We start from the raw sequence: 18,175 nt of genomic DNA on the forward strand, positions 1-18,175 counted from the left end.
ACTGAATATATGCTGACTGATTGGCTGGGCGGTTTGAGTACAGTGTTATTTTTTATTTAACTTCAAAGCCATAGGCATAAGGGTCCTCGCTGTCTACCCATATGGTATTGTGACCGGTGACCCGGGCCCAGCCCTGAATGCTGGGCATGATGGCCGGATAGTTTCCGACGCTGGATTCACTTTCTACCCGGCCAACAAACAGGCTGCCGATAATGCTTTCGTGCACGAATTCCTCGCCAATGCCGAGCTTGCCTCTGGCCACCCACTGGGCCATGCGAGCGCTGGTACCGGTACCACAGGGTGAGCGATCGATCGCCCTGTCACCATAAAATACCGCGTTACGGGCATGAGCACCGGGCTGAGTTGGCTTACCGGTCCACATTACATGGCTGGCGCCGCGAACGGTTGGATCCAGAGGGTGGACGCAATCTACCACCTTGTTGATGGCTTCCCGGACTTTGGGTGAATAATGCAGAACCTGATCGGCAGTGAATGATTCCAGGCCAGGAAAGTTGGCCTGGGGATCGACGATAGTGTAGTAATTGCCGCCATAAGAGACATCCACGGTCAGTTCGCCCAGTCCTTCCACCGCTATGGTGACATCCCTGTGCGCCAGATAGCTGGCGACGTTATAGATGCGCACCTTCTCCACTTTGCTGCCGTTTTGCTCATAGTCGATACGGATCTGCCCGGCGGGCACATCCAGGATCAGCTTGCCCGGGGTTTTGGGTTTGAGCAGGCCGTGCTCTATGGCGCTGGTGACGGTGCCAATGGTGCCGTGGCCGCACATGGGCAGGCAACCACTGGTCTCTATAAACAGGATGGAGGCATCGGCCTGCTCACTGCAAGGGGGGTAGAGAATAGAGCCAGACATCATCGAATGGCCACGCGGTTCAAACATCAATGCCTGACGTATCCAGTCGTGATGGGCCAGGAAGTCCTGTCGCTTCTCACTCATGTTGCTTCCTTGTAGTGCAGGGTAACCACCTGCAACCAGACGAACAGGATTCCCACATGTATGGGCATCTATACAGAAAAAAGTGCCTTCTCTCATTTAATTGTTCTCCTTGTGGTTGTTTATTCTATTGAGATCTAGATCATGTTTTTACAAGTATTTAACTATCATCTCTGGCGTTTAGGTATAGGTTGTATATTTTATACAATCAAGATGTTTGGGAAAGGGATATCCAGATGCAAGACCTGAATCACGATTTGGTAGTGATTGGTGGTGGAATTATCGGGGTCACCTGCGGCTGGCAGCTGACCCAGGCCGGTTACAAGGTGCTGTTACTGGAAAAAAGCGAGATCGGGCAGGGCGCTTCCTTCGGCAATGCAGGCCATATTGCCACCGAGCAGGTGCTGCCGCTGGCTTCTCCCGCCATACTGCGGCAGCTACCCCGCATGCTGCTGGATCCACTTGGCCCTTTACGTCTGGACTGGCGTTATTTACCTCGCATAGTTCCCTGGTTATTAAGGTTGGTTGTAAACATGCGTTCTCAGGCCCAGTGCGCCAGCAGTGCCGGATTGCGCTCTCTCAACGAGGCCAGCCTGTCGGCCTGGCAGCAATTATTGAAACAGGCTGGATTGAGCCACTTGCTGAAAGAAGATGGTTCCCTGCTGGTATGCGAAAGTGATGCTGCCTTTGCCGAGCTGCTTCATCATATTGAGACGCTTAAGCAACTCGGTGTTCAGGGTGAACCCTGGTCTGCATCACTCTTGCATCAACGGATCCCCGGTCTGGCTCCGGCGATAAGCGGGGGAATATTTTTTCCTGCCACGGGCCATGTGCTTGATCCCTACCAACTGGTTATTCAGCTTTTTACCCAGGCACAGGCGGCCGGGCTGGTGCACATGCAGGCCGAGGTATACGGCGGCCGCTGCCTGGATGATGGCATCGAGCTGAATACCTGCAAAGGCAAGCTGCTCGCCAAACGGGTGCTGGTTGCCGCCGGAGCCTGGGCTAAACCTCTGGTCCGGGAACTGGCCGGAATTAATATCCCGCTGGATACCGAGCGGGGATATCACCTGATGCTGCCAGCCGAGCCCGATCGTCTTCCTATGGCGATCAGCTCTCTGGAGCGCCGCTTCATTATGACTCCGATGGCAGGAGGGCTGCGTCTGGCAGGAACGGTAGAATTTGCCGGCCTGCACAAGGCGCCGGATTACCGTCGGGCCCAGGGGCTGCTGCGTCATGCGGATGCGTTGTTTGAACGGCAGCTGGATACCGAAGGGGCGAGCCCCTGGATGGGCTGCCGCCCTTCACTACCAGATTCATTACCGGTCATCGACAGGGTTGGCCCGCAAGGACGCCTGTTGCTGGCGTTGGGCCATCATCACCTGGGGCTGACGCAAGCTGCGATCACCGCCCAACTTATTCAGAGCCTGTTGTCGGGAACACCGTCCGGGCTCGATACCACCCCTTACCGCTTGGCGCGGTTTGGGCAACTACCCCCCACGCATAACTTTAACAACAGTGTTTGCCTGCCCGGCTCAGAAGGTTGACCGGGTTCGTATTATCACAGGGAGAACATATATGGATATCAAGCAGTCAACCCCGGCGGATCGGATCCGCCTGCCCAGCAGTTTTGAAGTTCTGGGTTTGCTGGCGGCCTTTATCGGCGTCATGTATTTGTTTTTGAATGTATGGGCTCTGCCCATACAGCTGGCCCTGTTCGTGTCCTGGTTCCTGGTGATCGGACTAGGTATTCGTTTGGGTCTGTGTTATGAAACCATCCAGAAAGGCTTGTTGAAAGGGATCCACAACGGTATGGAAGCCGTGCTGGTGCTGATCACCGTGGGTGCGCTGATCGGGACCTGGATTGCAGGTGGAATTGTGCCCAGCATCATCTATTACGGCCTGTCGGTGATGAGTCCCAGCATCTTTCTGTTTGCGGCCTTTATCATCTGTGCCCTGACCTCGCTGGCGACTGGCACTTCGTTCGGTACCGCGGGTACCGCCGGCATCGCCATGATGGGCATAGGCCACAGCTTCGGCATTCCGATGCCGCTGGTGGCCGGCGCGGTTATTTCCGGCGCCTATGTGGGGGACAAGCTGTCTCCCCTGTCCGACACCACAGTGATGACCGCCTCCCTGTGCCGGGTTGATCTGATCGACCACATCAAGTCCATGTTGCATGTCAGTGCTCCTTCCGCCCTGATTGCCAGCCTGCTGTTCCTGGGTGTGGGCTATTTCTATGTCGACGGAGCCGTTGACACCAGCCGGGCAGATGCAGCCATGGTGGCCTTGGCCGAGCAGTTCAATATCAGCTGGTATCTGTTGTTGCCGACGGTGGCGGTGATCGCCTTGCTGGCCATGCGCAAGCCGTCCATTCCGGTGATCAGCTTCGGTGCCGTACTGGGCATTATTTGTGCCGTGCTGTTCCAGGATATGGCGACGCTGGATGCGGTCAACACCGCCTATTTCGGCAATGCCATGAGCTCCGAGGTGGATTTCCTCAATACCCTGCTGAATCGCGGCGGTATCGAGTCCATGTTCGGTGTTATCGCCCTGGTGCTGTTTGCGCTTGGACTGGGTGGGCTGATGGATCGCATTGGTATTCTGACCGTTATCTGTAACGGTTTCCTGTCCTGGGCCAACAATGCCGGCAGACTGACCTTGTCGACCCTGCTGGGTGGTTTCTTCGGCAACTTCTTCGGTGGCGCGGCCTATGTTTCGCTGATCACCGCCAGCACCATCACCGAGAAAAACTATGACAAGCAGGGTATCGACCGTCGGGTGCTGTCCCGCAATGCCGAGGCCGGCGGTACCGTCACCACACCCATGGTGCCCTGGTCCGATGGCGGTGTCTTTATGGCCACCACTCTGGGAGTGAGCACCCTCAGCTATCTGCCGTTCCTCTGGTTCCATTTTCTGGTGCTGATCATCTCGCTGATTTACGGCTACGCCAACATTGCGGTCTGGCGCACCGCGCCGGCCTGCCCGCAGCCTACCACTGAATCCGAAGACAGTCTGGCGCTGGCAAAGGCGTCTTCATAACCTCTTTTTTGTCACTCACTTTTCGGGCCTGTGCTCAGGCCCTTTTATCACGATAAGGATATGCATAATGAAAATTGAAGGTGTAATGGTTCCGGTTGTTACTCCGTTCGCTCAGAACGGTCAGATCGATTACCCGGCGCTGGCGGCGCTGCTGGCCCACCAACTGGACGCCGGCGTTACTGGTATCGTCGCCTGCGGCACCACTGGCGAGTATTACGCCCTGAGCCAGGCCGAGCGCCGTGAGCTGATGGCCTTTATCGCCAGGGAAGTGGGTGACAAGGCGCTGCTGGTCGCCGGTGTCAATGACACCCACTCGGCGGGATCCATTGCCAAGGCGCAGGAGGCGAAGGAGCTGGGCTATCAGGCGCTGATGCTGGCTCCCCCCATCTATTGTCTGCCGGAGCAGGACGAAATTATCGCCCATTACCAGACCGTGAGCCGTGAAGTGGACATGCCCATCATCATGTACAACTTCCCGGCCCGCTCCGGCGTGGAGATTGGCATCGAGGCGGTCAAGGTACTGGCCAGGGATCCCAATATTGTTGGCATCAAGGAAAGCAGTGGCGATTTCACCCGTGCTGTCACCCTGCTCAACCTGGGGCTGGAAGACTTTGAAGTGGTCTGTGGCTCCGATGACCAGGGAGCCGATTACCTGTTCTGGGGCGCCCGCTCCTGGATCGGTGGTGGCGCCAACTATCTGGCCGCCGATCACGTCAACATGATCGAAGCGGCCAAGGCCGGCGACTGGCAGCAGGTAAGGAGCATCATGGCCCGTATTCTGCCCGTGCTGCAGAACATGGAATCCGGTGGTTATAACCAGAAAGCGAAGCTGGGCTGTGGCCATATCGGTTATCCGGTGGGTCCGGTCAGGGCGCCCCTGTACCCGGTGAGCCAGCAGGATGAAGAGGACTTTCTGGCTCTGCTGACCCAGGCGCTGAAATAAGGAGACAGACATGTCAGTACAAGTGCAAAACGTCTTTGCCAGGGCCAGGCAGGGAGAACTGCGGGCCGAGGCCATTATCGTTGGCTATACCCCCGGCAATCAGACCCTGGAGACCCGGGATCCCTTTGATGAATCGGTTATTGGTCAGGTTGAAGCCTGTACCGAAGCGCAGGTGAACCTGGCGGTGGCTGCCGCTCGGACCAGCTTCGAGCGGGGCGAGTGGCGCAAGCTGGCCCCGGCCGAGCGCAAGCAACGGATGCAGGCCTGGATCGCGCTGCTGGAGCAACATCAGGAAGAGCTGGCGGCACTGGATTGTGTCGATGGCGGCAAGCCGATCACCGAATGCCTGAATACCGACATTCCGGAAACCATCAATACCCTGGCCTGGTACGCAGAAGCGGTAGACAAGGTGTTCGGCAAGGTAGCACCGACCGGGGATGACACCTTGGGGCTGGTGGTCAACGAGCCCATCGGTGTGGTAGCTGCCGTGCTGCCGTGGAACTTTCCGGCGCAGATGTTCGCCTGGAAGGTGGGGCCGGCTCTGGTGACCGGTAACTCGGTGATAGTGAAACCGGCCGAACAGACCTCCCTGAGCGCCTGGCGCATGGTGCAGCTGGCCCATCAGGCGGGGATTCCGGAGGGAGTGCTGCAGCTGGTAACCGGTCTGGGTGAGCAGACCGGTATGCCGCTGGGCCTGCATCCGGATGTGGATATGGTGTCTTTCACCGGTTCAACCGAGGTTGGCCGTCTGTTTCTGCAGTACTCGGCTCAGAGCAACCTGAAAGAAGTGGTGCTGGAATGTGGTGGCAAGAGCCCGCAGCTGGTGTTCGATGACGTGGAAGACCTGGATGCCATCGTCGACGATGTGCTGGCGGCGGCCTTTTGGAATATGGGTGAAAACTGCAGTTGCGGATCCCGCCTGCTGGTGCAGAAGGGCATGAAGGAACCGCTGCTGGACAAGCTGTGTTCTCGTTTGTCCGGCTGGAAGCTGGGTGATCCCAAGGATTCAGACACCATGGTCGGCCCCATGGTAGAGCCGGTGCACTTCAGCAAGGTGAAGGCCATGGTTGAGCAGGCCAGAGAGCAGGGTGCCCGATTGCGTTACGGCGGCAATACCCCCGACCTTGGTGCCGGCCTGTTTGTGGAGCCGACCATTTTCGATGATGTCCGGCCCGACATGACCCTGTTCCGGGACGAGGTCTTTGGTCCGGTACTGGCGGTAACCGAATTCACCAGCGAAGAAGAGGCAGTGTCCCTGGCAAACCAGACCCAGTATGGTCTGGCCGCCTCCCTCTATACCAGCAATATCGGGCGGGCCCACCGGGTTTCCCGGGCCCTGAGGGCGGGCACCGTTTCCATCAACTGCTTCAGCGAAGGTGATATTACCACCCCCTTCGGCGGCTACGGTCAGTCCGGTTTTGGCGGTAGAGACAATGGCCTGGAGGCCATGGAGCAATATCTGCAAAAGAAAACTATCTGGTATAACCAGGCCTGAATGAATTAATGATGATATGGCGCTAGCAGTTTGTCTGGCGTCATATTTTCATGAAGCTGTGCCGAATAAAATAAATATTCTCTTTCTTCGGCGTTGGTGTTTACTCCCATGAATGGGGGAGTGTTAATTTTTCAAAGGAGATGAAAATGAAACTCGCCAGCTCTTGTGGTGCAATTTTTGCTGCCTGCGCTATTTTTGTAGCACCTATTTCAGCGGCTAAAGAAGTAATTTGGAAGGTCCCAACATCTGTCCCTGAAGGATCTTTTTTCTACAATAACTTCCTGCAACGTTTCAGTGAGCATCTAAAAGTATATACAGAAGGGGAATTAAAGTTGAGAACCTTCGGTGCCGGTGTTGTGGTACCGGCATTTCAGGTATATGAAGCGGTTCAGGATGGTATTGTAGAAGCAGGACATTCAACCCCGTCTTATCTGGTCAACCAGGATCCGGCCAATGCCATTTTCGCCGGTTTTCCGGGCGGCATGTCGCCCGAGGCCACCATTACCTGGCTGTATGAGGGGAGCGGGTTGGAAAGCCTGCAGCAGTACCGGCAGGAAACCATGGGCCTGCATACCATGGTAGTTGGGCTGGGTACATCGGAAATACTGGCGCATGCCAATAAACCGATTAACAGCATCGCCGATTTTGAAAATCTCAAATACCGGACCTCCGGCGCCTGGGCCGGGGTATTGAAGAACTACCTGAAGGGGGTGCCCACGGTCGTGCCTCCCGGAGAGATTTATACGCTGCTGCAACGCAAGGGGGTCGATGCGGTGGAATGGGCGACCCCGGGTTCAAATATCATGGAGGGATTCCATGAGGTTGCGCCCTACATCATCACTCCGGGCATTCATCAGCCGACCTTTGTATGGGAGTTCTTTGTCAAACAGGAAACCTGGGATGCCCTGTCTCCCGAGCTGCAGGGGCGCATCGAAGATGCTGCCCGCCTGACCACCCTGGAGTCTTATCTGCATTTCGCCCATGAAGATATGCAGGCCATGGACAAATACAAGGAATACGGCACCCAGGTGATTACCCTGGACCAGGAGGTCATCGCACAGGTGCGGGAATACGGTCACCAATGGATGCAGGAGCAAGCCAGGGAGCAGGCAGAGCAAGGCAACAAGAAGATGCAGGGGCTGCTCAAGGACTATCAGGATTACCAGAACCGCTGGGCGCGAAATTCATCCGTCCTGGTAAGGGACTGAGCCATCCTGGCTTGTCATTTCTGGTGATGAGCATTGTCTGAAAGTGATAAATGGCGCCCTGGGGTGCCATTTATTAATGGGGTATAACCTATGAATGCTTTTTTAGCTCGGCTCGATAGTCTCTCCGATTATCTGGCAAGGATTTCCATGGCCATGGTGGTGGCGCTGGTGCTGTCCATACTGTATGAAGTGGTCTCCCGCTACGTATTTGGTGCGCCGACATTATGGTCATTTGATATATCTTATATGCTAAATGGTGCCTTGTTTTTACTGGCGAGTGCATACTCGCTTAAGGTAGAAGCGCATGTAAGAATTGATTTTCTTTCTTCGAAACTTTCCTTGCGATACCAACAGTATATAAACCTGTTTTTTTATTTGCTCTTGATTGGGCCGTCATTTTTCTTTCTGAGCTATGTCGCTGGAGAGAAAGCCATCAGTGCATGGGTTACGGGTGAGGTAGAAAGTGTCAGTCCCTGGTCTCCCCTTGTTTGGCCGTTCTATGGTGCCATCACCATTGGTTTGGCGGCGTTTACCCTACAGGTATATATAGACGGTTTCAGATATTTAAAGGGGATTAAAACCCCGGGCGAGTCGGTTACTAAGGATGAAGTGAGCCATGGCTGAATTAATTCCATTATGGATGTTTATCATCCTGTTTATATTCGTGTTTCTCGGTATCCCCGTGGCTATGTCATTGATAGTCACCTCGGTAATCTTCGGGTTTTTCACCTTTGGCGAACTGCTGTTTAGTCAGCTTTATGGTGCAATACTGCATACCGCATCAAACTTTACGCTGTCGTCCATTCCGTTATTTATTTTAATGGGGGCTATCTTGGAGAAAACGGGCCTGGCACTCAGGTTGTTTCAGGCCCTGCAGTTGTGGTTTGGCCGCCTTCCCGGTGGCTTGGCACTGTCGACTATAGTGATGTGCGCCATCTTTGCCGCCGCCTCGGGGGTGGTGGGAGCGGTGGAAATCGTGGTGGGCATGATGGCCCTGCCCGCCATGGCGAAGTACAAATACAACAAGGGGCTGATGGCGGGCACCGTCTGTGCCGGCGGTTCGCTCGGTACCATCATTCCGCCTTCCATTGTGGTGGTGGTTTACGCCTCCATGGCCCAGCTGTCGATCGGCCAGCTGTTTGCGGCCAGCCTGATACCTGGGATCATGATGGTGGTTTTTTTCATGGTCTATATGTTGGTTGCCTGCCGTTTCAAGAAGGATTTGGGGCCGGCGGTGATCCTGGAGCAGGAGGTGGCCCTGTCCGAGAAGCTGCTGATTACCGCCAAGGCCATCCTGCCGCCGCTGTTGCTGATCAGCTCGGTGCTGGGCTCCCTGCTGCTGGGCATAGCATCGCCGACAGAAGCCGCTGCGGTGGGCGCCGCCGGTGCAGCACTGGTGGCTTTGGTCTTCCGTGAGTTGTCCTGGCCCAGTTTTGTTGGTGCTCTGAAGACGACCATACAGATCACCGCCATGATCATGATGATTGTGGTCGGCGGTACCATGTTTACCAGTATCTTTGCGGTCTCCGGTGGCAGCTGGATGATAGTCGATGTGATTAACAGCCTGGATATTGGTGTTTATCAACTTACCTTTATCCTGATGGCGGTTATCTTTCTGGCCGGCTTCGTGCTGGACTGGATCTCAATTGTGCTGATCTTTGTGCCTATCTTTACGCCGCTGATCAAAACGGCCGGCATCGATCCCATTTGGTTTGCTGTGATGTTTATGGTGGTGATTCAGACCTCTTATCTTACTCCACCGATGGCTCCGTCGATTTTTTATCTGAAGTCTATAGCACCGGAGGACATGACCTACAGGCACATGTATCAGGGAGTAATGCCCTTCGTTATTTTGCAATTGCTTGTCTTGCTGTCGGTGGTTATGTTTCCAATGGCGGCTACCTACCTACCGAGTTTGATATCTAATTGAAATTATTGAATTCAGAAGAGGTTGATTATGGCTGTTTCAAGTATTTTTAATGACGTTATTGGCCCGGTCATGCGTGGTCCCTCCAGCTCTCATAGTGCAGCAGCATGCAGGATAGGTTTGTTGCTACGAGACTTAATTGATGGCGATATCAAAGACGTCATAATTGATTATGATCCTAATGGTTCCTTGGTGACAACTCATGAAAGCCAGGGTGCCGACATGGGTTTATATGGTGGGATATTAGGCTGGCAGGCCAATGACGAGAGGATGCCAGAATATCGAAAGAGTGTGGAAGCATCGGGTATCAATATAAAAGTCAATTACATTGACTATGATGCTCAGCATCCCAACACCTACCGTTTTGTGGTTTCAAATGATGCTTTTTTTCATACCATGATGGCGATCTCGACCGGTGGCGGCATGATTGAGGTACAGGAGATAGATGGTGCCTGCGTCGAGATAAATGGCGACTTTCACGAGTTGCTTGTTTATGGCCAAAGTTGTCAGGTGCTTGAGCAGGCACTGCCTGCATCGCTTAACTTTGACTTTATGGAGTATCACCAGCAGCAAAGATGCTTTATTGAGATAAAGAGCAGCACCGCATTTTCAGAGCAGGATATCGAGAAAATAAAGAATCATGCCAATGTCGATTTTGTGCGTTATTTAAAGCCAGTATTGCCTGTGCTGTCACGCAAAAATATTGAAGTACCTTTTACCTACTGTGACGAACTGCTCGAGTTGGGAGAAAGAGAACAGTTGCAGCTCTGGGAACTGGCAGTACGTTATGAAAGTATGCGAGGAAATATTTCTGCCGAGCAGGTCATGCAGAAAATGCGTGACATTGTAAGGGTGATGGATCATTCCATTCAACTCGGACTGAAAGGCACCTATTATGAAGACCGTATACTGCCATGTCAGTCGGTCGGGTTTAGAAACAGTATGGAGAGTGGTAACCTGCTGAATGGTGGTTTGCTCAATACCATAGTCATGTACGTGAGCGCCATGATGGAAGTGAAAAGCTCATTAGGCGTTATCGTCGCGGCGCCGACCGCCGGCTCCTGTGGTGCTTTGCCCGGCAGTCTGATCGGCGCAGCAAAGGTAATGGGCAAGTCGGAGGATGCAGTGGTCAAGGCTATGCTGGCAGCCGGTGTTATCGGCATCTTTATTTCCGAGCATTCATCCTTCTCTGCCGAAGTTGGAGGCTGTCAGGCAGAGTGTGGCGCTGGATCGTCGATGGCGGCGGCCGGCCTGGTCACGTTGGCGGGCGGCAGCCTTCGGCAGGCGATTACCGCTGCCTCGCTAGCATTGCAAAACTCTCTGGGCATGATCTGTGATCCTATTGCTAACCGTGTGGAGGCTCCTTGTCTGGGTCGTAATGTGATGGCTGCTTCTAATGCGTTGTCTTGTGCCAATATGGCGCTGGCTGATTATGATCCGGTTGTTACTTACGATGAGGTCGTAAGAACCATGTTCGATGTGGGCAAGAGTATTGCGCATGAATTGCGTTGCACCGCCCTGGGGGGACTATCCATCACTGAAAGCTCTAAAAAGGTGGAGCAGCGATTGAAGCAGTTTAAATGCTGCTGAGTCAGCTATCGGGTATTGTGAATAAAAATGGCGCTAACACGCGCCATTTTTATCAATTGATACTTATATACTGGCGATTTCTTCTGCGGTTAGGTGTCGCCACTCGCCCGGGGCCAGGCTGTTATCCAGCACTATTTCCCCGATTTGCAGCCGGTGCAGGCCTATGACATGGTTGCCGACGGCGGCAAACATCCGTTTCACCTGGTGGTATTTACCTTCCTGTATGGTCAGTAGTACACGAGTGGGGGTGAGCACTTCCAGAGTGGCTGGCAGGGTAGCCTTGTCTTCGCCGTGCAGCTTCACGCCCTCGGCGAAGCGCTCGACAACATCATCTGTCAGCGGCTCGGCTAGGTCGACCCGGTAGACCTTGTTACAGGCTTTTTTCGGCGAACGCAGGCGGTGCGACCACTTTCCATCGTCAGTCAGCAGCAGTAGGCCCATGGTATCCACATCGAGTCGGCCGGCACACTGCAGACCGGCGGCCCACTCGGCAGGCAGCAGTTGCAGCACGCAGGGGTGCACTTCTTCCTTGGTAGCACTGATATAGCCCTGGGGCTTGTGCAGCATAATGTAGCGGGGCGGCTGCAGGCCGAGGTAGCGCCCTTCCCAGCACACCTGCTGGTGGGCAATTTTTATATCGCCCTTTTTAACTACATTGCCATCTACTGTGATCTCACCCCGTGATAATGCCTTTTTGGCGAGGGAGCGGGTAAGGCCGCTGGCTTCCGAAAGAAATCTGTCGAGACGCATTGGACCTCTCATGTTATCAGCGAGCCTGCTGTTGTTGATGCAGGAGCGCAACGATATCTTCGGCCGCAGCCAGAATGTGGCGTCGCAGCAGGTCGCAGGCGGCAGTAATGTCGCCATTACGACATAGCTCCAGCAGTTCCCTGTGCTCGGCCTCGGCTTTCTTGATGCCTGCGGCATGCAGTAAATGAATACGGATATAACGATCCGACTGGGTGTTCAGATGAGTGATCAGAGCCATGGTTTCTGGTTTATCGGCGGCTTCATACAGTGCCTTGTGAAAGGCGAAGTTATGATCGCTCCAGTGATCGATCTGGCTTGAAGTGTCCAGAAGATGATCCAGCTCCAGTAACAGGGATTCGGCATTGTCCAGTTGCTCTCGAGTCATTTTCGGAATGGCTTCCGCCAGAATATGGCATTCCAGCAAGACCCGCAGTTCAAACAACTCCAGAATTTTGGGGGCCGAGAGCTCGGTAGCATAGGCGCCCTTGTGGGCCTCGAATTCCACCAACCCTTCAGCTTCCAGGGTCAGCAGTGCCTCTCGAACTGGGATCCGACTGACATCGAATTCTTTGGCTAGGGCATCCTGACGCAGAGCTGAGCCACCTTTTATCTCTCCCTTCAGAATCTTGTTTCTGATGGCGTCGGCTACAAATTGAGTTCGGGTCTTATGCATGTGATCGTCTGACAAAAGTGGAATGTGTGGGCATGGTTTAATCGCTCTCAGAGCTGCTATCTTGAGTATCCTGCAACAGCCACTCGGTCAGCACTTCCTTGGCCTGATCCACCCCCAGCCCCTTGAGTGAGCTGAACGCCTCGACCCGAATGTTGCCGCCAAAGATGGCCACCGCCTCGCGCACCCGCAGCACTTCGGCCTTGCGGGCGCCGGATTTAAGCTTGTCGCACTTGGTGAGCAGCGCCAGTACCGGCAGCTCACAGTCGCTGGCCCATTGCAGCAGCTGCTGGTCAATGTCTTTCAGCGGATGGCGAATGTCCATCAGCACCACCAGCCCCTTGAGGCTGGTGCGCTGCTGCAGGTATTCCGACAGCGCCTCCTGCCATTTCAGCTTCATTTCTTCCGGCACCTTGGCATAGCCATAGCCGGGCAGGTCGATCAGGCGCTTGCCCTCGCTCAGCTCGAACACGTTGATAAGCTGGGTGCGGCCCGGGGTTTTACTGGTGCGGGCCAGGGATTTCTGCTGGGTAATGGTGTTCAGCGCCGAGGATTTGCCGGCGTTGGAGCGGCCGGCAAAGGCGATCTCCACTCCGGTGTCGGCGGGCATCTGCCGTATGTTGGGCGCACTGGTAATAAAGTGGGCGGCGTTAAAGTTTATCTTGTTGTTGTTCAATGTGAATTCCCCGAGGTTATGAAGCCGCCCTGATTACTTTCCGGCAAAATTGTGTAGAATAGTGCGGTTTTTTAAATCGCATTGTAACATGCCCTTGCAGGTATGTGATCTGGAAGCTCTAACAACGAGAAGTCGGAACGTCATGAAAAAAATTGTTTTCACGCTAGCCTTAATGCTCGGAGTGGCCGGTACCGCACAGGCCCAGGGTGATGTTGAAGCCGGTAAGGCCAAATCCGCCACCTGTGTTGCCTGTCACGGCAGCGACGGTAACAGCCCGACCGACATGTACCCCAAAATTGCCGGACAGCACGCTTCCTACATTGAAAAGCAGCTGGCCGAGTTCAAGGCCGCCGCCACCGGTGGCACCGGCCGCGCCAACGCCATCATGGGCGGCATGGCCATGCCGTTGTCTGAGCAGGACATGGCCGATCTGGCCGCCTACTACGCCAGCCAGGCCATCACGCCGGTACCGGTTGCCGACGACGTGGTCGAGCGCGGCGCGGCCCTGTATCAGGGTGGCGACATCGAGCGTGGCATCACCGCCTGTATCGCCTGTCACGGCCCGCGGGGCGAAGGGCTTGAGTCCGCCAAGTTCCCCAGCCTGAGCGGTCAGCATCCGGCCTACATCAAGGCTCAGCTGGAAATGTTCCGCAGCGGCGAGCGCAACAACGATCCCAACGGCATGATGCGTGACATCGCCACCAAGCTGAGCGACGACGACATTGCCGTGCTGTCCCAGTACGTGGCCGGCCTGCACTGATAGCTCAAGGGGGGCCTTGCCCCCCGCTTAACCCGGTTTGTTGATGTCCTCTTTTTCGCCCTCCTTCTGTTGTCCGCTCTGCGACTGCCCCGATCATGCACTGTTTCACCAGGATTGCCGCCGTTACCAACGTTGCGGGCAATGCGGGTTGATCTTTGTGGAGCCCGGGCAGCGGCTGGCTGCCGAGGCGGAAAAAGCCGAGTATGATCTGCATCAGAATGACACTGAGGATGCGGGCTACCGGCGGTTTCTGCATCGCCTGGCCGGACCGTTAACGGCCCGGCTGGCACCGGGAAGCAGTGGGCTGGATTTTGGTTGCGGTCCCGGGCCGGCATTGGCGGCTATGCTGAACGAGGCCGGTTTTGCGGTCACCACCTATGACCCTTACTATGCAAATTATCCCGAGCGGTTGCAGCGCCAGTACGATTTTGTAACCTGTACCGAGGCGATTGAGCATTTTTATTTTCCCGGGCGGGAATGGCGGCGCTTGCTGGCCATGCTCAGGCCCGGTGGCTGGCTGGGACTGATGACCAAGCTGGCCCGGGATCAGGCGGCTTTTGCCACCTGGCACTACAAACAGGATCCCACCCATGTCTGCTTTTTCAGCCGCGAGACCTTTCGCTGGCTGGCAGCACGGGACGGGCTCGGCATCGAATTTATCGGTGCCGATGTCATTCTTCTGCACAAACCGGAGTCGTTATGACACGTATCAAGAAGGCCCGTACCCCGGGTCGCATCGGTGCCCGCAAGGAAAATCGGGAAACCGCCGAGCAGGGCAGGGAACGCAAGCGCAAGGCCAGACGCAAGGGCCTGACCCCCGGTTCCCGCCACAATGTGGGCGGCGGCAACCAGGGCGGTAAAGAGCAAAAAGCGGCGAAGGATCCGCGGCTGGGTTCCCGCAAGCCCGTGGCCCTGGTGCAGGAAGACGCGGACCGTGATGTGGCTGCCGTGCCCCGGGTCAAACCGGTGGTGAAGAAAGCGCTGACCCCCGAACAGGAACTGGAGCAGCTCGAAAACGACGAGCGCCTCAATACCCTGCTCGACCGGGTGGAAGCGGGCGACAAGCTGGATAAGGCCGACAAGGTCTGGCTCGACCGCACCCTGGCCCGCCATCAGCAACTGCTGGAACAGCTTGGCCTGCTGGATGAAGACGACGACGAGGAGCCCGGCGACGATCTCTGGGATCGCTTTATGGATGCCGAGCTTGATCCTGCTCAATACCGTGACGAGGAAGACAAGTCATGATCTCCCCCTGGCTGATGGCCGCCCTGGTGGGCGGCGTCATCATAGTGGGTCTGGCCGTCTATGCGGGCATGCTGCTGGCGAAACTGCGCCGGCAGACACAACACCGGCAACAGGCCATTGCCAAACGCAACGACCGTATTCTGGAAAGTGTGCGGGTCATTGCCCAGGCGGTGCGCGACGATCAGTGCAATCTGTCGGAAGGGGCCATCCGCCTGACCAATCTGCTGAATGCCCTGCAGTTCGACCAGCCCAGAAACTTTGCCGTCGACTATCCTGGCCTCTACGATCTCTATGACAGAGTGAAAGAAATGCCGACTCACGACGCCCGCAAGCAGCTGAAACGCAACGAACTCATGCGTCTGGACCTGGAACGGGCCGGCCATGAAGGCGAGCTGGAAGCCACCATCAAAATTGAGGTCGAGCGCCTGGTTAGTCTGGAACTGCCCGGTCGCTGACCGGGGAGGAGACAATGTCAGCGATTGAGTGGGATCAGACCCTCATCGAAAAATACAATTACTCGGGGCCGCGGTATACCTCTTATCCTACCGCCCTCGAGTTCACCGGCGACTTCGGCATGGCCGAGTTTGACGCCGCTGCCGCCCGCTACCCCGAGCGTCCGCTGTCGCTCTATGTGCACATTCCCTTCTGCCACAAGCTCTGCTACTACTGTGGCTGCAACAAGGTGATCACGCGCCATCAGGGCAAGGCCGACATCTACCTGGACTACCTGGAGCGGGAAATCGAGGCCATGGCGCCACGCTTTGCCGGCCGCACCGTCACCCAGCTGCACTGGGGCGGCGGCACCCCCACCTTTCTGACTGCACCGCAAATTCAGCGGCTGAACGGCCTGCTGCGCCGGCATTTCCACTTTGCCGCCGAGGGGGAATTCAGCATCGAGATCGATCCCCGCCGCATTGAGCTGGAGCTGCTTGAGGTGCTGAAGGCGGAAGGCTTCAACCGCATCAGTCTGGGTGTGCAGGACTTCAACAAGGACGTGCAGAAGGTCGTTAACCGGGAGCAGGACAACGACTTTATCAAGGCGCTGGTGGCCCGGGCCAATGAGCTTGGCTTTGTTTCCACCAACCTGGACCTGATCTACGGCCTGCCGCTGCAGACCCAGGAAAGCTTTCACCATACCCTGGAGCAGGTGGTGGCCATGAAGCCGGCCCGGCTGTCGGTGTTCAACTATGCCCACCTGCCCAGCCGTTTCTCCGCCCAGCGCAAGCTGAAGGACGAAGACATGCCGGCGCCGGCGGTGAAGCTGGCCATGCTGCAGGACAGCATTGGCTACCTCACCGGCCAGGGTTACCAGTTTATCGGCATGGATCATTTTGCCCTGCCCGACGACAGCCTGGCGGTGGCCCAGCGCCACGGCGAGCTGCACCGCAACTTTCAGGGCTACACCACCCAGGGGGAGTGCGATTTGCTGGGGCTGGGCGTGTCTTCCATCAGCATGATCGGCGATGCCTACTCCCAGAACCACAAGGATCTAAAAGAGTATTACGCTCAGCTCGACGAACTGGGTCATGCCCAGACCGTGGGCTATGCCCTGAACGAGGATGACTGCTTGCGCCGGGATCTGATCAAGACCCTGATCTGTAACTTTGAGCTGGACTTCGCGCCCCTTGAGCAGCAATACGGCATCGTCTTCAACGACTACTTCGCCGAGGATTTCGAGCTGTTGCAAACCTTTGTGGACGACGGGCTGGTGATCCGGGAAGCGGATCGCATCAGCGTGACGCTCAAGGGGCGGCTGCTGATCCGCAACATCTGCATGTGCTTTGATGTGCATTCGCGCCAGCAGGCCCGCCGCCAGCAGTTTTCACGGGTGATTTGATTTAAGGGACTGGGGAGCAGGGACTCGGTTTATCATTTCCCAGTCCCCGATTCAGTCACTCCCGCTCGGCGCAGGCCAGCAGCAGGGCCGCCCGCTCCTGTGAGCTGATAAAGGCCATGTTAAGGGCGTTTTCCTGGCACTGGCGCGTTTGCTGCGGCGTGAGGCCGGCGGCCTCGGCGGCGCCGGTGTATTCGTGGCGCAGCTCCATGCCCTGCACCGCCGGATCGTCGGTGTTCAGGCAAACGGGAATCCCTTTTTCCAGAAAGCGGTGCACCGGGTGCCGGCGAAGGTCGGTCACCGTGCTGGTCTGCAGGTTGGAGGTCAGGCAGGACTCGATGCCGATGTGGTGTTCGGCCAGGTAATCGAGCAGGCGCTCGTCTTCCACCGCCCGCACGCCGTGGCCGATGCGCACGGCGCCCAGCTCCCGCACCGCCTGCCAGACACTGGCGCTGCCGGCGGCCTCGCCGGCATGCACGGTCACCGCCAGCCCCGCTTCCCGCACCCGGCGAAAATGCCCGGTGAACCGCTCGCCGGGAAAGCCGGCTTCGTCCCCGGCCAGATCCATGGCCACCAGCCTGTGGCGGTAGGCCAGGCAGGCATTCAGCTCTTGTTCACAGGCGGCTTCGCCAAAGGTGCGGCTCATGATGCCGATGAGTTTGACCGGCACACCGAAGTCGCGGCTGCCGGCGGCCACGCCGTCGAGCACCGCTTCCACCACTCCTTCCGGTTCAAGCTCATGGTTCATGGCCATGTAGCCCGGGCTGAAGCGCAGCTCGGCGTAGTCGATGCCGGCCTGCAGCAGATCTTCCACGTTTTCATAGGCCACCCGGCGGCAGGCGTCATAATTGCCCAGCACCCTGACGCCCCAGTCGAGCCGGGCGAGAAAGGACAGCAGGTCCGGGGTGTTGTCCTGCACTCGTATATGGGGCAGCAGTTCGCTCAGATTCTCGGCGGGCAGGGCCAGATGAAAGGCCCGGCCCAGCTCCAGTATGGTGGCCGGTCGAATGTTGCCGTCCAGATGGCGGTGCAGGTCGAGCAGGGGCAGGCTGGGGTCGATCATGAAAGCTCCCGTTGAAA

Annotated in this window: 18 protein-coding genes; 13 read left to right on the forward strand and 5 right to left on the reverse strand. The window is 56.5% G+C overall.

What is annotated here, in order from left to right:
• Positions 1-52: 52 nt before the first annotated feature.
• A complete protein-coding gene (locus GU3_RS02630) occupies positions 53-1,054 on the reverse strand; it encodes a 4-hydroxyproline epimerase (protein ID WP_014291008.1) in 1,002 nt (333 codons plus the stop codon).
• 137 nt (positions 1,055-1,191) lie between these two features.
• Here GU3_RS02630 and GU3_RS02635 point away from each other — a divergent pair, with 137 nt between their 5' ends.
• The 8 genes from GU3_RS02635 to GU3_RS02670 all read left to right on the forward strand — a co-directional run bounded on the left by GU3_RS02635 (position 1,192) and on the right by GU3_RS02670 (position 11,160).
• Positions 1,192-2,502, forward strand: a complete 1,311-nt coding sequence (locus GU3_RS02635) for an FAD-binding oxidoreductase (protein ID WP_014291009.1) — start codon at positions 1,192-1,194, stop codon at positions 2,500-2,502.
• A 31-nt stretch (positions 2,503-2,533) separates the two neighbouring features.
• On the forward strand, positions 2,534-3,997 hold the full coding sequence (nhaC, locus tag GU3_RS02640) for a Na+/H+ antiporter NhaC (protein WP_014291010.1): 1,464 nt from the start codon (positions 2,534-2,536) through the stop codon (positions 3,995-3,997).
• Positions 3,998-4,064: 67 nt separating this feature from the next.
• A complete protein-coding gene (locus GU3_RS02645) occupies positions 4,065-4,940 on the forward strand; it encodes a dihydrodipicolinate synthase family protein (RefSeq protein ID WP_014291011.1) in 876 nt (291 codons plus the stop codon).
• 10 nt (positions 4,941-4,950) lie between these two features.
• Positions 4,951-6,435, forward strand: coding sequence for an aldehyde dehydrogenase (locus GU3_RS02650; protein ID WP_014291012.1), 1,485 nt, complete (start codon positions 4,951-4,953; stop codon positions 6,433-6,435).
• Positions 6,436-6,581: 146 nt separating this feature from the next.
• Complete coding sequence (dctP, locus tag GU3_RS02655) at positions 6,582-7,643, forward strand: TRAP transporter substrate-binding protein DctP (RefSeq protein WP_148265839.1); 1,062 nt, start codon at positions 6,582-6,584, stop codon at positions 7,641-7,643.
• Positions 7,644-7,790: 147 nt separating this feature from the next.
• Positions 7,791-8,267 (forward strand): TRAP transporter small permease subunit, encoded by a 477-nt coding sequence (locus tag GU3_RS02660; protein WP_050899353.1) that lies wholly within the window; start codon positions 7,791-7,793, stop codon positions 8,265-8,267.
• On the forward strand, positions 8,260-9,573 hold the full coding sequence (locus GU3_RS02665; RefSeq protein ID WP_041542872.1) for a TRAP transporter large permease subunit: 1,314 nt from the start codon (positions 8,260-8,262) through the stop codon (positions 9,571-9,573). The genes GU3_RS02660 and GU3_RS02665 overlap by 8 nt, the downstream gene beginning before the upstream one ends.
• A gap of 27 nt (positions 9,574-9,600) precedes the next feature.
• A complete protein-coding gene (locus GU3_RS02670; protein ID WP_041542875.1) occupies positions 9,601-11,160 on the forward strand; it encodes an L-serine ammonia-lyase, iron-sulfur-dependent, subunit alpha in 1,560 nt (519 codons plus the stop codon).
• Between the two features lie 63 nt (positions 11,161-11,223).
• Here GU3_RS02670 and rsuA read toward each other — a convergent pair whose 3' ends face one another.
• The 3 genes from rsuA to yihA are packed head-to-tail and all read right to left on the reverse strand — an operon-like array spanning position 11,224 to position 13,256.
• Positions 11,224-11,910 (reverse strand): 16S rRNA pseudouridine(516) synthase RsuA, encoded by a 687-nt coding sequence (gene rsuA / locus GU3_RS02675; RefSeq protein ID WP_014291017.1) that lies wholly within the window; start codon positions 11,908-11,910, stop codon positions 11,224-11,226.
• 16 nt (positions 11,911-11,926) lie between these two features.
• Entirely contained in the window at positions 11,927-12,583 is a 657-nt protein-coding gene (locus GU3_RS02680; protein ID WP_148265840.1) for a GntR family transcriptional regulator, read from the reverse strand.
• Between the two features lie 37 nt (positions 12,584-12,620).
• Positions 12,621-13,256 (reverse strand): ribosome biogenesis GTP-binding protein YihA/YsxC, encoded by a 636-nt coding sequence (gene yihA / locus GU3_RS02685; protein ID WP_014291019.1) that lies wholly within the window; start codon positions 13,254-13,256, stop codon positions 12,621-12,623.
• A 142-nt stretch (positions 13,257-13,398) separates the two neighbouring features.
• On the opposite strand from yihA, the gene GU3_RS02690 reads away from it, so the two are divergent.
• The 5 genes from GU3_RS02690 to hemN all read left to right on the forward strand — a co-directional run bounded on the left by GU3_RS02690 (position 13,399) and on the right by hemN (position 17,098).
• Positions 13,399-14,016 carry a cytochrome c gene (locus tag GU3_RS02690; RefSeq protein WP_014291020.1) on the forward strand — a complete coding sequence of 206 codons (618 nt, stop codon included), beginning with the start codon at positions 13,399-13,401 and terminating at the stop codon, positions 14,014-14,016.
• A gap of 157 nt (positions 14,017-14,173) precedes the next feature.
• The gene (locus tag GU3_RS02695) at positions 14,174-14,719 is read left to right on the forward strand and encodes a class I SAM-dependent methyltransferase (protein WP_237711164.1); all 546 of its coding nucleotides are present in this window, start codon (positions 14,174-14,176) and stop codon (positions 14,717-14,719) included.
• Positions 14,716-15,261, forward strand: a complete 546-nt coding sequence (gene yihI, locus GU3_RS02700) for a Der GTPase-activating protein YihI (protein WP_014291022.1) — start codon at positions 14,716-14,718, stop codon at positions 15,259-15,261. The genes GU3_RS02695 and yihI overlap by 4 nt, the downstream gene beginning before the upstream one ends.
• An 11-nt stretch (positions 15,262-15,272) precedes the next feature.
• Positions 15,273-15,716 (forward strand): DUF2489 domain-containing protein, encoded by a 444-nt coding sequence (locus GU3_RS02705; RefSeq protein WP_193372545.1) that lies wholly within the window; start codon positions 15,273-15,275, stop codon positions 15,714-15,716.
• Positions 15,717-15,730: 14 nt separating this feature from the next.
• The gene (hemN, locus tag GU3_RS02710; protein ID WP_014291024.1) at positions 15,731-17,098 is read left to right on the forward strand and encodes an oxygen-independent coproporphyrinogen III oxidase; all 1,368 of its coding nucleotides are present in this window, start codon (positions 15,731-15,733) and stop codon (positions 17,096-17,098) included.
• A gap of 55 nt (positions 17,099-17,153) precedes the next feature.
• Here hemN and add read toward each other — a convergent pair whose 3' ends face one another.
• Complete coding sequence (add, locus tag GU3_RS02715) at positions 17,154-18,158, reverse strand: adenosine deaminase (RefSeq protein WP_014291025.1); 1,005 nt, start codon at positions 18,156-18,158, stop codon at positions 17,154-17,156.
• Between the last annotated feature and the right edge of the window lie 17 nt (positions 18,159-18,175).

The sequence above is a fragment of the Oceanimonas sp. GK1 genome, assembly GCF_000243075.1.
Lineage (GTDB): Bacteria > Pseudomonadota > Gammaproteobacteria > Enterobacterales > Aeromonadaceae > Oceanimonas.

Coding starts and splice junctions, on each gene's coding strand:
- GU3_RS02630 (WP_014291008.1), bottom strand. CDS start 1,054: ATGAGAGAAGGCACTTTTTTCTGTATAGATGCCCATACATGTGGGAAT.
- GU3_RS02635 (WP_014291009.1), top strand. CDS start 1,192: ATGCAAGACCTGAATCACGATTTGGTAGTGATTGGTGGTGGAATTATC.
- nhaC (WP_014291010.1), top strand. CDS start 2,534: ATGGATATCAAGCAGTCAACCCCGGCGGATCGGATCCGCCTGCCCAGC.
- GU3_RS02645 (WP_014291011.1), top strand. CDS start 4,065: ATGAAAATTGAAGGTGTAATGGTTCCGGTTGTTACTCCGTTCGCTCAG.
- GU3_RS02650 (WP_014291012.1), top strand. CDS start 4,951: ATGTCAGTACAAGTGCAAAACGTCTTTGCCAGGGCCAGGCAGGGAGAA.
- dctP (WP_148265839.1), top strand. CDS start 6,582: ATGAAACTCGCCAGCTCTTGTGGTGCAATTTTTGCTGCCTGCGCTATT.
- GU3_RS02660 (WP_050899353.1), top strand. CDS start 7,791: ATGGCCATGGTGGTGGCGCTGGTGCTGTCCATACTGTATGAAGTGGTC.
- GU3_RS02665 (WP_041542872.1), top strand. CDS start 8,260: ATGGCTGAATTAATTCCATTATGGATGTTTATCATCCTGTTTATATTC.
- GU3_RS02670 (WP_041542875.1), top strand. CDS start 9,601: ATGGCTGTTTCAAGTATTTTTAATGACGTTATTGGCCCGGTCATGCGT.
- rsuA (WP_014291017.1), bottom strand. CDS start 11,910: ATGCGTCTCGACAGATTTCTTTCGGAAGCCAGCGGCCTTACCCGCTCC.
- GU3_RS02680 (WP_148265840.1), bottom strand. CDS start 12,583: ATGCATAAGACCCGAACTCAATTTGTAGCCGACGCCATCAGAAACAAG.
- GU3_RS02690 (WP_014291020.1), top strand. CDS start 13,399: ATGAAAAAAATTGTTTTCACGCTAGCCTTAATGCTCGGAGTGGCCGGT.
- yihI (WP_014291022.1), top strand. CDS start 14,716: ATGACACGTATCAAGAAGGCCCGTACCCCGGGTCGCATCGGTGCCCGC.
- hemN (WP_014291024.1), top strand. CDS start 15,731: ATGTCAGCGATTGAGTGGGATCAGACCCTCATCGAAAAATACAATTAC.
- add (WP_014291025.1), bottom strand. CDS start 18,158: ATGATCGACCCCAGCCTGCCCCTGCTCGACCTGCACCGCCATCTGGAC.